Source organism: Sphingobacterium thalpophilum (genome assembly GCF_901482695.1).
Classification (GTDB): Bacteria; Bacteroidota; Bacteroidia; order Sphingobacteriales; family Sphingobacteriaceae; genus Sphingobacterium; species Sphingobacterium thalpophilum.
This window is the reverse complement of sequence record NZ_LR590484.1, coordinates 5,823,495-5,837,403: the sequence shown is the minus strand read 5'-3', so window position 1 is coordinate 5,837,403 and position 13,909 is coordinate 5,823,495. Positions and strand designations below refer to the sequence as shown.

Here is a 13,909-nt window from a genome sequence, read left to right as displayed (position 1 = left end):
TGGTGAGTTTATTTGGATAAAATAGAAGAATGAGCATGTACTTTTTTAAAGCCAGATTAGATATTATAGGAATCAATCCGTTTGTATCGGTTCCGAATGATATATTGCATGCGCTATTTAACGATGCGGGAAGGAGCAAAGGAAGTATTCCGATAAAAGGGCAAGTGAATGGAAAAGACTATAAGCAGACTTTATTGCGATATCGGGGTGAATGGCGAATGTATATCAATATGGGCATGCTGCCAAGCTCTCCAAAGCGTATAGGTGAAATGCTCGAATTATCTGTCGCATTTGATCCGCAGGACCGAACTTTAGGCCCTCATCCTGCACTTGTGGAGGCTTTGTCAGAAAATGTACAGGCGAAAAATAATTTTGACAATTTATCACCTTCCGTAAGGAAAGAAATCATTCGCTATATAGGGCAATTAAAAACTGAGGAAAGCAGACGGAAAAATATAGAAAAAGCGATTGGATTTCTGTTAGGCAAAAACACTTTTGTTGGGCGCAAAAGACTAAATTAAAATGGCTACTGTAATATAAAATGAAAGATAACAATACGATAGTATGGGGAATCATTGGGTGCGGCGATGTGACTGAGAAAAAAAGTGGCCCGGCGTTTAGTAAGGTAGAGGGTAGCCATTTACTGGCAGTCATGCGTAGGAATGCTTCGTTGGCTGAGGATTATGCCCGGAGACATCAGATTGCCAACTGGTATGCAAACGTAGACGAGATGCTCGGTAATTCAGCATTGAATGCCATCTATATCGCTACTCCGCCATCGTCACATCTTGATTATGCATTATTGGCATTAAACTTAGGAAAGCATGTATACGTGGAAAAGCCTGTAACCTTAAATGCTCAAGAAGCGGTTTTATTATTGCAGGCGACGAAAAAATCAAAAGGTAAGCTGGTTGTGGCTCACTATCGAAGACAACTGCCCATGTTCCTTAAAATAAAAGAATGGCTGGATTCTGGAAAGATCGGAGCTGTGCAGACGGTACAGCTACGACTATGGCAGAGCCGCAACCACGAATTAGTATCCAAGGGGGCGGACAATTGGCGGACAGACCCCAAAATATCAGGAGGCGGATATTTTTTTGACCTTGCTCCACATCAATTGGATCTGATGCTTTATTTCTTTGGTCCTGCAATTTTCTATGAAGGCTTTAGTCTCGTTCACGATGCTCGGAATACCGTTGCTGATTATACATCAGGAACAATATTATTCGGGAACCAAGTGGTCTTTCAGGGCAGCTGGTGGTTCAATGCACCAGCAAATGATCATATGGACAGTTGCGAAATCTTAGGTACTTTGGGGAAAATCAGGTTTTCATTGTTTGGCGATTCCGTTTATGTCAGGTCCAATGGTCAGGAGGAAGAAATTGTATTTGATCATCCGGAACACATTCAATATCCTATGATTGCCAGTACGGTAGAATTTTTTAGGGGAAACAGGCCCAATCCCGCTTCTATCGAAGAGGCTGTTGAATTAATGAAAATTATGGACTGCTTTTCGAAAATAAGATAGTACGGAAGTAAGACGACGATAGACATAGTCAAGCTGTCCTAAACGCCTACAGGAGCACACACGAGCTTTTTTGTAGGCATTTAGGATGGCTTATCAGTGACGGGGCTCCTAGAGCTGCGACAACGCAAGGTTAATATGGGACAATTCGTCTGCTGTGAGATTTATCTCTATTGATTGTGCATTGGAAATAGCCTGTTCAGCGTTTCTGGCGCCTGCCAATACAGTTGTTATTGCAGGCTGTAAAGTGGTCCATTTTAACACTAACTGCGAAAGAGTTGCACCCTTATCTGCCGCGATTGGACTGATCGTGTCCAAAAAAGTTTTTACCTTGGCAAGATTAAACTGTTGGAAGTATGCGTTGCGGTGATCATTTGCTTTTAATTTACCATCTCCAAAATATTTGCCGGTCAATAATCCTCTTTCCATGGGGCTATAAACGATAATCCCTAAATTGTGCTGAAGTGCATAGGGGACAATATCTTTCTCCATATTTCGATTTAGCATGCTGTATGCCAGTTGATTGCTGGCTATGTTTAACGAATGCTGTGCCTCGGCGACCTGCTCTAAGCTATAATTACTTACTCCAGCTGCACGGATTTTCCCTTGTTGCAAAAGCAATTCTAACGCTTCCATTGTTTCGGAAATAGGCGTAGTAGTATCCGGCCAATGGATTTGTAAAAGGTCAATATAGTCTGTTTGTAATCTTTTCAGACTATTTTCCACTTCTTTCATGATGCTGGCTCTAGATGCATATTTGTAAACTGGAATGGTTTTCCCATCCTTTTCTGCATCGAAGAAAAACTCACCTTTTCCTTCATTAGTTCCATCCCAAACCAGACCAAATTTGGTTAGCAATTGAATCTGTGACCGATCATATCCTTTGATCGCCTGTCCGATCATCTCTTCACTCAGGCCGAAACCGTAAAAAGGGGCAGTATCTAAAGTAGTCACGCCGTGATCGATAGAGGCCCTGACTGAGGCGACTGAATCTTTCGCTTCATTGCCGCCCCACATAGTTCCCCCTATTGCAAATGCACCATAGGTTATGGTGGATAATTCTAAGTCTGTGTTTCCTAACTTTCTATATTCCATTTGTTTATTTAAATTGTTGTGTTTCTAAGATTGTTTAGTGCACGGAAGTCTGCCCCTACATTTCGTCCAAATCCCGGCAGACAAAGTTAAATCGATCTCAATTATAATTAAAATAAGTTAAATTGTATATATGTATAATATTAATTATATATTGAAGGAGGGAAGTCCCTCAAATTACCCGATCGGTCGAAGATTGTATTTGTGTATGAGGGGATAAACTATTAAATTTAAAAAGATATAGCGTTACGAGAAGAGGTGACTGATAGATGATTACGTAGCGTATCGACGAGTATGTAGCTATGCAGACAGTAGATCAATTTAAACCCGATGCAATCATTATAGGAACTGGTTTAGCAGGACTGACAGCGGCAATGGAAATAACTAATGCAGGCAAGAAAGTGCTCCTTTTGGATCAGGAGACCGAAAAAAATATTGGTGGCCAGGCGTATTGGTCCTTCGGTGGCCTTTTTTTAATCAATTCGTCTCAGCAGCGCCTAACGGGTATTAAAGACTCTTTTGATCTGGCGCATCAGGACTGGATGAGCACAGCATCGTTTGACCGGCCGGAAGATTATTGGCCGAGGCAGTGGGCTGAAGCTTATTTAAATTTCGCTGCTGCAGAGAAATATGATTACCTGGCTAAGCTTGGGATCAAACTAATGTTTATGGTTGGCTGGGCGGAACGTGGCGATGGAAGCGCGTCTGGCCATGGAAATTCAGTGCCGAGATTTCATGTAAGCTGGGGAACCGGTGTAGGGGTGGTGAAACCCTTCGTTGAAAAAGCCTATCAGGCTGAGCGCAAAGGCCTGCTGCTATTTAAATTCAGGCATCGGGTGACAAACCTGATCAGTCGCAATGGAGCTGTCAAAGGTGTATCTGGAGATATTTTGGCTGATGATGATCAAGAAAGAGGAGTCGCCACAAACAGAAATGTGATCTCATCGTTTTCGTTCTATGCTCCGCATATAGTGATCGCCTCAGGTGGAATTGGCGGAAATCATGAATTAGTAAGAGAAAACTGGCCCGCACGGCTCGGGATAGCGCCTTTGAAGATGATTTCCGGCGTACCCGCTTATGTCGATGGAAAAATGATCGGCGTCGCTGAGAAAATGGGTGCACATATGATTAACAGAGACCGGATGTGGCATTATACTGAAGGTGTGCAGAATTGGAACTCCATTTGGCCTGACCACGGTATACGCATTTTACCAGGCCCGTCTTCCATGTGGTTTGATGCTAAGGGAGACCGCCTCCCTGCTCCTTATCTACCGGGCTTCGATACTTTGGGGACGCTAAAATACCTGCAGCAAAATGGATCCAGCTATTCTTGGTTTATTCTAACTCAGAATATCCTAAAAAAGGAGTTTGCGTTATCCGGTTCGGAACAAAATCCCGATATTACCAATAAGGACTATTGGCTCTTTCTACAACGTCTGTTTGGCAGGAAAGCTACTGGCCCTGTGGAGAGTTTTAAAGAAAAAGGGGAGGATTTTGTTGTGGCCGATAGCCTAGAGGCTTTAGTAAAACAGATGAACCAGCTTACTGGTGATGGCATGCTGGATTATGAGCATATAAAATCCCAGATTGTGGCCCGGGACCGTGAATTGGATAATCCATTCTCCAAAGATTTTCAGGTTAATTATATTCGAAGTACACGGAAATATCTAGGAGATAGGTTGGCACGGGTTGCACAGCCTCATAAAATACTAGACCCAAGAAATGGACCGCTGATTGCTGTACGACTGCATATTTTAACACGGAAAACCTTGGGCGGGCTTAAAACGGATCTCGATAGCCGCGTATTGACGGCGCAGGATGAGGTCATTGAAGGCTTGTATGCAGCTGGTGAAGTTGCAGGTTTTGGCGGTGGTGGAATGCATGGATATCGTGCACTGGAAGGGACATTTCTCGGGGGCTGTATATTTTCCGGAATGAAAGCCGGCAGATATATTGGCGATCATTAAAACAACCTGCATATTCGCTATGGAGACTGCGGATTGGCAAAATACAAGGCGAATCTGTTTGGTATCCTCCGGTCGAGGATGTATAACATATAAATAATTTAATCAGCATAAACCAAATAAAACAATGAAAAGAAAAGATTTTATTCGAAGTGCCGGAATGTTGACTGCTTCAGTTCTTTTGTCTCCTGTTAACGGCATGGGATTACAGACCACAAACATTCGTGTGGGGCTGATTGGCGTCAATGGAATGGGCTGGGCCAATCTCAACGCCATCTTAAAGGTGCCGGGAGTGCAGTGTACTGCACTCTGTGATGTAGACGAAAATGTACTCAATAACAGGGTCGCTGAATTAAAAAAGCAAAATATTACCGTTAAAGCGTACATTGATTACAAAGAACTGTTACGGGCGTCCGATGTTGATGTCGTGATTATAGCGACTCCCGATCATTGGCATTGCTTGCAGATGGTCGACGCGGTAGCAGCTGGTAAAGATGTGTATGTGGAGAAGCCTATTGGAAATTCCATCCGCGAATGTGACATCATGGTGGCTGCAGCAAACAAATATAAGCGCGTCGTTCAGGTGGGGCAGTGGCAACGTAGCCAGCAGCATTTTAGAGATGCGATGGCCTTTGTACACAGTGGAAAATTAGGCAAGATTCGTCTGGTCAAAGCTTGGGCTTATCAAGGTTGGATGAAAAGCATTCCTGTGCAAGCGGATGCATCGGTACCAGCGGGTGTGCATTATGATAAATGGTTGGGCCCAGCACCAAAAAGACCTTTCAATCCAAATCGGTTTCATTTTAATTTTAGGTGGTATTGGGACTATGCCGGCGGCCTGATGACTGATTGGGGCGTCCATATGCTGGATTATGCTCTGATCGGTATGAAAGTATCGGATCCTATCTCCGTTATGGCTGCGGGCGGTAAGTTTGCCTATCCCGATGATGCTGCCGAAACCCCCGATAGCTTAACGACGGTGTATGAGTTTGATGGTTTTAATGTTCAGTGGGAACAAGCCACTGGAATAGATCTTGGCCCATACCAGAAAACACATGGCGTTGCATTTATTGGAAACAATGGCACTTTGGTTGTAAACCGGGAAGGTTGGGAGGTTATCCCAGAAAAAGGGAGAATGGATGCCGTTTCTTTCCAGGCTTCAATAGATAATGGATTAGAAAAACATATGGTCAACTTCGTAGAGGCTGTTCGGCAGAAATCCAGTGCGGGCTTACATGCGCCAATAGAAGCAGGCGCACATATAGCTGTATTTTCCCAAATGGGAAATATTGCCTACCGAAGCAAGAAGAAATTGTTCTGGGATAAAACTAACCGCAGATTCAATGATAGAGATGCCGACAGCTTTTTAACTAAGGCATATCAAAATGGATATCGTCTACCTACCATATGATGCAGTTTTTGTAGAAAAACATAAGTCTATGAGAGAGGTGCCGGATATGTTAGTAGCAGCTTAGCTGCTACTAACATATCCGGCTCGGTATTCTTTATAGGTGTGAGCTGCCGGTAGCAGCAGAAGGTTAAATCATCCAGTGGATCATTGCAAAATGAACTGGATTCGCTCAATACGATCTTTGTTGTCCAGAAAGCTGGTATAGGGGATCAGTGATTCGATTTCATCTTTGTCCATAGTTTCCAAATCATCAAATAAAGCTTCCGCAAAGTCATTACAAAAAGATGTACCAAAACTGTAATATTGTATCCTTGTCAAATCCTCGTAATTGATCTCCGTTGCGTTGAGATTGAATACTTCTTCTGGAATTTCATAATCGCCATCCGCAGCGTAACCTAAGTACTTGAACATCCGTTCTTTCCATACACGAAAGAGGATTTGATGTGAAACATGTTTGCCAAAATAGTCAAATATCTGCGTTAATAACGATGCCGCAAATTCCTTCTCAAAAACCCCTGTGATACTTTTTTCCAGCAATTCGGCATAAGCGATGAAAATACTACTGTTAAAGTGGTAACCGAAATAGGAGGTTAGCATTTGGGGAATTTGATCTTTAGGTTGGCTCCTTAATAGTTGTCTTGCAGTTAGCGAGGTTAGGTTGTGCTTGTGTTGATGTCCATGGTTATCAGGAATAAGGACAGTCTGTTCTTTTTCAAGAAGGGAGATAACAAATCTCCAGTCTTCTGGCTTATGGAGGATCCTGCAGTTCTGAGCCAGGTAACCGCCTCTTCTGGGATCAGGCTTTCTTTCGCCTATGATGGCTTCCCCCGGTTGAATGATATGTTCTGGAGGTTCTTTAAACCTTCGTATATGCACAAAGAGTTCCTCTCCGGAAGGTAGCGCTAGGGTACCAAACCCCTTGTTGTTGTCGAACCATTTGACAGCGCCGATAAACATGGCTGATGTTGAGTTTTGTTTCAATAGTGTAAAGATAGGGAATTAATCGGTTTTATTAAACACTGGTAGAGAATTATTTATGAGGAGGAGAAGAAAAGAGTTTCCTCCGGCATGAAATACAACGGTAATAGGATATACATCGCGGTGAATAACGATCTAAATGTACTGGCGATTGAGCCGGAAAAAAGTAGCATCGAGCTAGTAGTATGGGTAAAGGTCAGCTATAACTGTGATTTACCACGGAGGCAATAACTTGTTTTGTTGCTAGATTTGTGTCTATACTATCAAAACAGTATTTTTATGGTTTATATTGCTGGTTAATAAATGGGATCGCACATTATGCTGAATATGGAGGAGCTAAAGATTATTCTGGTAGAGGATGAACAGGACGTCGCTGATTTGATTATGCAGGGATTGGGCGAAGAGGGCTATAAAGTGATTCACTTAGAGCGCTCTGAAGGACTTGAGCAGCTTTTGGCGAAACAGGATGTAGCGCTTGTTCTTTTGGATATCCTTCTGCCGGGTACTAACGGTCTGGACATTTGCAAGCAGATCAGACAATGGGGATATACAGATTTACCTGTCATGATGCTTACCGCCCTCGGCACACCTGAAAATGTGGTCTTAGGTCTTGATAACGGGGCCGATGACTACCTTTCCAAACCTTTTAAACTCATTGAACTCAAAGCGCGTATACGTTCATTGATCCGCCGCCAGCAATCAATTGTACAAGCTTCACAGCGAGAACCGCAATTTTCAAAGGATATCTATCGCTATGGTTTTCTGACTATTGATGATTATAAAAAGGTGGCGTACTGCGAGGGAGAGGAGTTGAACCTAACGAGTACAGAGTATCGACTGCTCCTGCTTTTCATTCAGAACCCGAAAAAGGTGTTTGAAAGAAGTGAGCTACTGGACAAGATATGGGGAATTAATTTTGATATTGGCTCAAACGTAGTTGATGTGTATGTTAATTATCTGCGAAAAAAAATAGAGCGAGTGACAAGCAAAAAAGCCATACATACGGTTATCGGGATGGGATATGTCTTGAAAATTGAGGACTGAAAAGAGTTAAAATGCATAATTACAACAGAAAACTTATCTATCTGATTTCGATTCTGGTCGTGTATGTCAGCTGCTTTGTAGGGTTTATCTTCTATTCGATAACAAATTTTGCTTTTACGGATTTTTATAAGCGTCTTGACCTACGAAGGAATATTGCTGCCGAAAAGTTTCTCAATAGCCGTACAGCATCGCAAACGGATCAATGGAGCTTGGATTTTATCGAAAACTTAAATAACCAGCATGAATTTCTGGTTGAATTTGACGATCATGGAAATATCCTGAGGAGTCAGGGGTTCAATGCAGAACTATGGGATAAAATTAATAAAGCGGGGACATCAAATTTTAAAGCAGGCAAACAGTTTTATTCGACAAAGTACTTTTCTAAAGGCAACAAAAACTATATTGTAGGAGCTTCGGCAGAAAACTATTTCTATACGCACCATCTGGTGTACCTGCGTAATTTGCTTATTATCAGTTTGGTACTTGGTATACTTTTTATATTGGTTGTTTCAGTATTTATGAAGCGGTCCTTCTTAAAGCCTATACTCACCATGATGAAAGAAGTGCAGCAGATCGGTTCGGAGAATCTGTACAAACGTTTGGATGAAGAAAAGTATAAAGGGGAACTTCAGGATCTGGCCCTGACTTTCAACAGTATGCTGACACGCTTGGAGACGTCATTCGAAACCCAGAAAAACTTTATCAGTAATGCTTCACATGAACTGAATACTCCCCTGACATCTATTATTGGACAAGCGGATCTGGCACTTTCCAAAGAAAGGACAAAGGAAGAATACCAGCGGACCTTGTATAAGATTATCGAATCAGCGGAACATCTGGAGAAAAAAACTAAAGCACTGTTATTACTTGCCCGTACAGGATTTGTTAATAACGCCACGGCTTTTAAGCCTGTACGGATTGATCAGATCGTAATGGATGCTGAGCTGACGGTAAAAGCCATTAACGATAAATTCAGGATTGTGACAGATTTTAGTCTGCTTCCCGATGATAGTATGCGTTTGAAAGTGAACGGTAATGCGGTCTTACTCCAATTAGCCTTATCCAACATTATAAGTAATGCCTGCAAATATTCGTCTGACCGCACTGCTTATATCGCTTTGGGCGCTTTGGATAATAGCGTCTTTATTCTGATCAAGGACAAAGGAATCGGAATTCCTTCTGCGGAATTAGAGCATATCTATGACCCATACTTTAGAGCATCTAATACCAGTGGAATCGATGGTTATGGTATTGGACTCCCCTTGGCCCGGAATATTATTAAGCTCCACGGGGGCACACTGAAAGTTAATTCTACAGTGGGAGAAGGTACGGTAGTGGAAATAGAACTGCCAACTTATCTCCGATTTTAACGCCATTTTAATCTTTTATTGCTTTTTTAATCTCCATTTAATAAGTATCCTAGAATTCTAATCAAAAGCTAATTTTAGATTCATTCCGTTGCCATGCGGGTCCCTTAACTTTGTTCAAAAAGTAATTGGATATGGCAAAAGCAACAAGAGTCTTGATTCCCAGTGATTTTACGATTGATTCACTTTTTTTTGTGATTGAGAGCATTGAGCAGTCAAAAGCTGAGCAGCTTGATGTGATCTTAGTCTATGGCAACAGAAGCAGTACTTCCATTAGTGAATTATTAGGTATCACGTTGGAGGATCAGCTCCATGATCTACAGTCCGAAGATTTTTTAAAAGCCTGTCAGATGATCTGTCACCGGTATGAAAGCCGCAAGCTCACTATCTATGCGGATATTCTGGGGGCAGACAATCCCAATTACTTACAACATTATCTGAAAGGTGCCCGGATCGATGAAGTCAAAATTCCTGCGGATTATCAATTTGAAAAAAGAACGAGACATTTTTTTGATGTTGCACAGGCATTGTTGCACTTAAAAAGCAGAGCAAAGCATATTCCAATCGTTGAAAGAGCGGGCATCAGTAAAACGGGAAGCAATGTTTTAGCAGATTTATTTTTTAACAAGAAGTGGTATGTTAACTATTAAAAGAAGAATACTGGCGAGATTTAATTTTGTACTGTTAACGTTTTTGCTCTTGGGAGCAACGTCTATGGTCATGTTTTACGAAAATCCTGAACGCCTTTTAGAAGGTGAATGGGAAGAACAGGGATGGTACTTCGAGAAGGTCGAAAAGTCACCACTATTTCAAAAACAGGCGGTTATCCATGAGCGTATCAAAGATGCTGCAATCGCACATTTGCCACCATTGAAGGACGGCTTGTGGCATTTTGAAAAAATGGGCGAGAAAAATTTTATTGCGTATCACGAAGATAAGCAGTATAACTGGTTTCTAAAAGGGCGGGGCCATATTCTGGAACTTCGGAAAAACAACCAATTGGTGGAAAGCTTTGTCATCCAAAAACTTGATAAAGATCAACTGGTCTTACATCTGAATCTGGACATACAGACCAAAGGAATAGCACGGATCGTATTGAAGAAAGGAGGAAAGGAAAATTATGCTAAGAAAATATAGTAACCACAGAACGATTCAGGATAATATTAAGTTAGGTGCATTGACGGCATTTTCGGCCGGAATGGTCAACGTAGCTTCTGTCATTGTATTTTTTTCGTTTACTTCCAACGTAACAGGATATTATGCTGTTTTCGCGCAGGAAATGGCCAAGGGAAACTGGTATCAGGGAGCAGTGGTCTTGTTTTGGATTCTGCTATTTTTGATCGGAAGCATGCTTTCTAATTTGATTATCATCCATGGCAAGGGAAAGTTTTCTTCCTACTTGACCCATTCAATTCCCTTAATACTGGAAATCTTGAGTATATTATTTGTAGGAATATACCTTGATTTTTTTTACGAAGATTCCTTAAAAGAAACGGAGATTCTGGTAGGCTCCTTATTATTTGCTATGGGCTTGCAAAACGGACTAACCGCCAGTATATCCAATTCAGTCGTCAAGACAACACATCTCACAGGGCTAACTACCGATTTGGCTGTATTGATCTCCATGTTCACCAAAGAATCAAATCGAAGTAACAAGGCTCTGGTGGATAAATTCCACTTATTGCTCAGCATCGTAAGCGCATATCTGCTGGGCGGTCTGATAAGCGGTATTTCGTTTGCCTATCTGTCCAATAAGACATTTTATGTGGTGTGTGTCGTGCTTTTGATCATCGGTCTATACGATTATTATAAACTGTATTCGCTAAAAAAACAGTTCGTCAGACGCCATGAGCGTTTGCTTGCCACTTCATATAAATAAACCATTGTGGGACGAACTGTTCAATAAAGATGGGCCTTTCAATCCGAAAAGCGGAGCCGGGCTTTAGCTTTCGGAGAGCTTTTTATGTTATATCGTCAAAATTATAAGGAAAATCTTCATTCATAGTTTGTCTATAAGTGAGACAAAACTCCCTGAATTTGATTTGTGCCTGACTCTTTTGATTAGCATTGATAAGTGCTTTAATTTCAGCAAATAAAGCTTGTTCGTTTAAGGGGTCCAATAAAAATATCGTGTGTGCAATAGCCACGCTTCTTTTGTACTGGTGTTCGGCGGCAGTCTGTTGCAGCTCCGCTAATAAAATCGGTAATAAGCGCTGTTCCATTGCCGATTTTAGCATGTCGAATATGGGGTGATCCAGTCCCTGTAAGAACTTGCCCCGCTGTATAATCTGTATTAATTCGTTTGCATAGGTGCGGGTGAAGTCGGATGTTAGTCGAATGCAGTCCAAATAATCGCAATAGAATGGATCTGTATGCTCTATCCTGAACTTTCCCTGCTTGTACAGTAGTTCGATTCCCTCAAATTCTCCCAGGGCCTTCCTTAAATGATTTATTGTTACACCCCTTGAATTTTTTACTTTGTCCTCTGATTTATCAGGCCACATGTTTTGGCTAAAGGCCCGGGAGCTTATACCAGAAGGCTGTGATAGTATCAGGCAAAACGCCTGCTTTAGTTTTGTACTGAACAAATGAGAGACGTCTCTATTATTACGGTCAATAGCGCGGAATTCGCCAAATAGAAAGATTGCGTTTGCTAATTTGGGTTCATGGTCTATAGTCCCCGCAAAAGAGTCTATAGGATGTGTTGAAGGGATCATGGCTGCGCGCTGAAATTCTTCTGTTGAATCCACGATTAACGCCCGCTTCCGTTTTCGTAGAAAGTACATTGTAACACCAAAAGCACCACACAATATTAGAATGGCCAAAAGCGTGTTTAGACTTCGCGTTTTCGCAGGAAAACTGTTTAATTCGCTTAAGCTTATGGCAGGCATATTGAGCGAATATACCTTTAAGGTAGATTGTATATCGTCTTTTGACTCTTGTACCAATACTAAAAGCCTTCCCAGCTGCTGGTCATAATAAAGCTGCGCATGCGTACTTATTTTATCCGAGTAAATTGGAATCGAATCGCCTAGAACGTCAAAACGGCCATCTTTCATGTCAAAACAGTATAGTTGAATATTTGATTTGGTCAGATATTCCGGATAACATAATGCAAAGAAATGGTTGCTGTCCGGAAATACCAGGCCGCGTGCTGGCACAATGTGCTTGTCGTTCCACGGGAGATCCCATTTTTTTATGATTTTCTTGTTGTCTAGATCGATTTGGTAGAAATCATAGAGGTATTTTCGACCGACTATATGTTCACCCGATTCGTTTCCCATACCACCGAAAATATAAGCTGTCCGCTTATTTGAAGTTTGTCCAGCAGACAAGAAGTACCGCGGTAGAATTTTATCTCCCGACCAGTCATTGATAGTCTCCCATCTGCCCGAACCTAAATCGTATCGGTAGAACTGGCTACTGTAGGTCATATTGCCGTAGCCACCAAAGATATAGAACAGTTTGTTCTCTATGTCGTAAAATGTACCATGATGATTCAGCTCTGTTTTCAATAAATCATAGCTTTCTACCTTCCACTCAAAATGCGTTAAGTCCAAACTGGCTACGGTAGGCCCCTGATAACGTGCTGGATAAAAAAGTTCGTAGACATATAATTTATTCGTCGATGGATCTATAAAATGGTTTGCCAATACCAGCTTTACGGGACAAGGGTTGCCAAATGCAATTTTTCTCCTTTCGTTAGTTCTGACATTATAGATTTCAATAGAATCCTGATTGAAATAATAAATCTCTTTGGTACGTTGGTTATAGCTGGATCCGGCCTGAGAGAGCGATTTGCTGATAAATAGATTTTTCCATTTATACGAATCCACAATCAGCCAAGTTGGATTGACAACATAACCATAATTAGAACCATCCGCTGTATGGACAATATTGCCTTTGTTTTCCTTCAATGGAAATAGGTACGTATTACTTGAGGTGCCAATCGAAACATTCTTGATGGACATCTTAGGTACGTCGATCAGATAGTCGCTCTTCCCGAATATAACATGTGGACGGTAACTTTTCGGCAGACTGACCTTAGGAGACTGAAAAGTCTGGTTCTGAATTTTTAATTTGAATACTTGCTGCTGCAGATCAAATGTCAGTTGAATAGTAATCCATTCTTCACGAAACAAGAGCTGCTGATCGATTTTAGCAGTGATTAAACTGCTCTTACCTTCTTCATTCAGTCGAAAAATGCAATTTCCGGCTTCTTCGTCGTAGAACAAATTATAGATTGTATGACTGTCAGTATTCTTAACCCTGAAGATATTGCCTAAGGAATTGGAACCATAAATCGATAATTGAAACGAGAGTGTAAATTGTTGTTCGAAAGAGACGTCCTTTTTATCAAACATGTCATAGGAAGTACGCTTGTCTATCGGTTCATGGCCTCCCGTAAATTTAAGTCCCTGTGATAAGGAGCATATCGGGATGAAAAGCAAAACAACAAAATATAGTACACAGCAACGCATAACACAATGAAAAACTTATATCAATAATCGCTGACAAAGAAAATATG

At 41.5% G+C, this 13,909-nt stretch carries 12 protein-coding genes; 9 read left to right on the top strand and 3 right to left on the bottom strand.

Annotated features, from left to right (window positions below; translation table 11 throughout):
• The first annotated feature begins 29 nt into the window (after positions 1-29).
• Both FGL37_RS24875 and FGL37_RS24870 read left to right on the top strand, forming a co-directional pair.
• A complete protein-coding gene (locus FGL37_RS24875; protein WP_028068632.1) occupies positions 30-521 on the top strand; it encodes a YdeI/OmpD-associated family protein in 492 nt (163 codons plus the stop codon).
• 20 nt (positions 522-541) lie between these two features.
• Positions 542-1,528: a Gfo/Idh/MocA family protein gene (locus tag FGL37_RS24870; RefSeq protein WP_028068631.1), complete on the top strand. Its 987-nt coding sequence runs from the start codon at positions 542-544 to the stop codon at positions 1,526-1,528.
• Positions 1,529-1,636: 108 nt separating this feature from the next.
• Here the strand turns inward: FGL37_RS24870 and FGL37_RS24865 are convergent, their stop codons facing one another.
• Positions 1,637-2,620 (bottom strand): aldo/keto reductase, encoded by a 984-nt coding sequence (locus tag FGL37_RS24865; RefSeq protein ID WP_028068630.1) that lies wholly within the window; start codon positions 2,618-2,620, stop codon positions 1,637-1,639.
• 299 nt (positions 2,621-2,919) lie between these two features.
• Between FGL37_RS24865 and FGL37_RS24860 the strand changes: the two genes are divergently transcribed.
• Positions 2,920-4,584, top strand: coding sequence for an FAD-binding dehydrogenase (locus FGL37_RS24860; protein WP_028068629.1), 1,665 nt, complete (start codon positions 2,920-2,922; stop codon positions 4,582-4,584).
• A gap of 124 nt (positions 4,585-4,708) precedes the next feature.
• Entirely contained in the window at positions 4,709-5,992 is a 1,284-nt protein-coding gene (locus FGL37_RS24855) for a Gfo/Idh/MocA family protein (protein WP_028068628.1), read from the top strand.
• A gap of 144 nt (positions 5,993-6,136) precedes the next feature.
• Here the strand turns inward: FGL37_RS24855 and FGL37_RS24850 are convergent, their stop codons facing one another.
• On the bottom strand, positions 6,137-6,973 hold the full coding sequence (locus FGL37_RS24850; protein ID WP_138097074.1) for a cold-shock protein: 837 nt from the start codon (positions 6,971-6,973) through the stop codon (positions 6,137-6,139).
• 300 nt (positions 6,974-7,273) lie between these two features.
• Between FGL37_RS24850 and FGL37_RS24845 the strand changes: the two genes are divergently transcribed.
• The 5 genes from FGL37_RS24845 to FGL37_RS24825 all read left to right on the top strand — a co-directional run bounded on the left by FGL37_RS24845 (position 7,274) and on the right by FGL37_RS24825 (position 11,260).
• Entirely contained in the window at positions 7,274-8,014 is a 741-nt protein-coding gene (locus FGL37_RS24845) for a response regulator transcription factor (RefSeq protein ID WP_232048773.1), read from the top strand.
• Between the two features lie 11 nt (positions 8,015-8,025).
• The gene (locus FGL37_RS24840; RefSeq protein ID WP_028068626.1) at positions 8,026-9,384 is read left to right on the top strand and encodes a HAMP domain-containing sensor histidine kinase; all 1,359 of its coding nucleotides are present in this window, start codon (positions 8,026-8,028) and stop codon (positions 9,382-9,384) included.
• Between the two features lie 131 nt (positions 9,385-9,515).
• Positions 9,516-10,031: a hypothetical protein gene (locus FGL37_RS24835; RefSeq protein WP_028068625.1), complete on the top strand. Its 516-nt coding sequence runs from the start codon at positions 9,516-9,518 to the stop codon at positions 10,029-10,031.
• Positions 10,018-10,518 carry a hypothetical protein gene (locus tag FGL37_RS24830; protein ID WP_037532198.1) on the top strand — a complete coding sequence of 167 codons (501 nt, stop codon included), beginning with the start codon at positions 10,018-10,020 and terminating at the stop codon, positions 10,516-10,518. Before FGL37_RS24835 ends, FGL37_RS24830 begins: the two co-directional genes overlap by 14 nt.
• Positions 10,502-11,260: a YoaK family protein gene (locus FGL37_RS24825; protein ID WP_028068623.1), complete on the top strand. Its 759-nt coding sequence runs from the start codon at positions 10,502-10,504 to the stop codon at positions 11,258-11,260. The genes FGL37_RS24830 and FGL37_RS24825 overlap by 17 nt, the downstream gene beginning before the upstream one ends.
• Positions 11,261-11,342: 82 nt before the next feature.
• Here FGL37_RS24825 and FGL37_RS24820 read toward each other — a convergent pair whose 3' ends face one another.
• On the bottom strand, positions 11,343-13,745 hold the full coding sequence (locus tag FGL37_RS24820; RefSeq protein ID WP_160169457.1) for a Kelch repeat-containing protein: 2,403 nt from the start codon (positions 13,743-13,745) through the stop codon (positions 11,343-11,345).
• Between the last annotated feature and the right edge of the window lie 164 nt (positions 13,746-13,909).

Excerpts from the sequence above, each read along its gene's own strand:
- FGL37_RS24875 (WP_028068632.1), top strand. The coding sequence starts at position 30 with ATGAGCATGTACTTTTTTAAAGCCAGATTAGATATTATAGGAATCAAT.
- FGL37_RS24870 (WP_028068631.1), top strand. The coding sequence starts at position 542 with ATGAAAGATAACAATACGATAGTATGGGGAATCATTGGGTGCGGCGAT.
- FGL37_RS24865 (WP_028068630.1), bottom strand. The coding sequence starts at position 2,620 with ATGGAATATAGAAAGTTAGGAAACACAGACTTAGAATTATCCACCATA.
- FGL37_RS24860 (WP_028068629.1), top strand. The coding sequence starts at position 2,920 with ATGCAGACAGTAGATCAATTTAAACCCGATGCAATCATTATAGGAACT.
- FGL37_RS24855 (WP_028068628.1), top strand. The coding sequence starts at position 4,709 with ATGAAAAGAAAAGATTTTATTCGAAGTGCCGGAATGTTGACTGCTTCA.
- FGL37_RS24845 (WP_232048773.1), top strand. The coding sequence starts at position 7,274 with ATGGGATCGCACATTATGCTGAATATGGAGGAGCTAAAGATTATTCTG.
- FGL37_RS24840 (WP_028068626.1), top strand. The coding sequence starts at position 8,026 with ATGCATAATTACAACAGAAAACTTATCTATCTGATTTCGATTCTGGTC.
- FGL37_RS24835 (WP_028068625.1), top strand. The coding sequence starts at position 9,516 with ATGGCAAAAGCAACAAGAGTCTTGATTCCCAGTGATTTTACGATTGAT.
- FGL37_RS24830 (WP_037532198.1), top strand. The coding sequence starts at position 10,018 with ATGTTAACTATTAAAAGAAGAATACTGGCGAGATTTAATTTTGTACTG.
- FGL37_RS24825 (WP_028068623.1), top strand. The coding sequence starts at position 10,502 with ATGCTAAGAAAATATAGTAACCACAGAACGATTCAGGATAATATTAAG.
- FGL37_RS24820 (WP_160169457.1), bottom strand. The coding sequence starts at position 13,745 with ATGTTTGATAAAAAGGACGTCTCTTTCGAACAACAATTTACACTCTCG.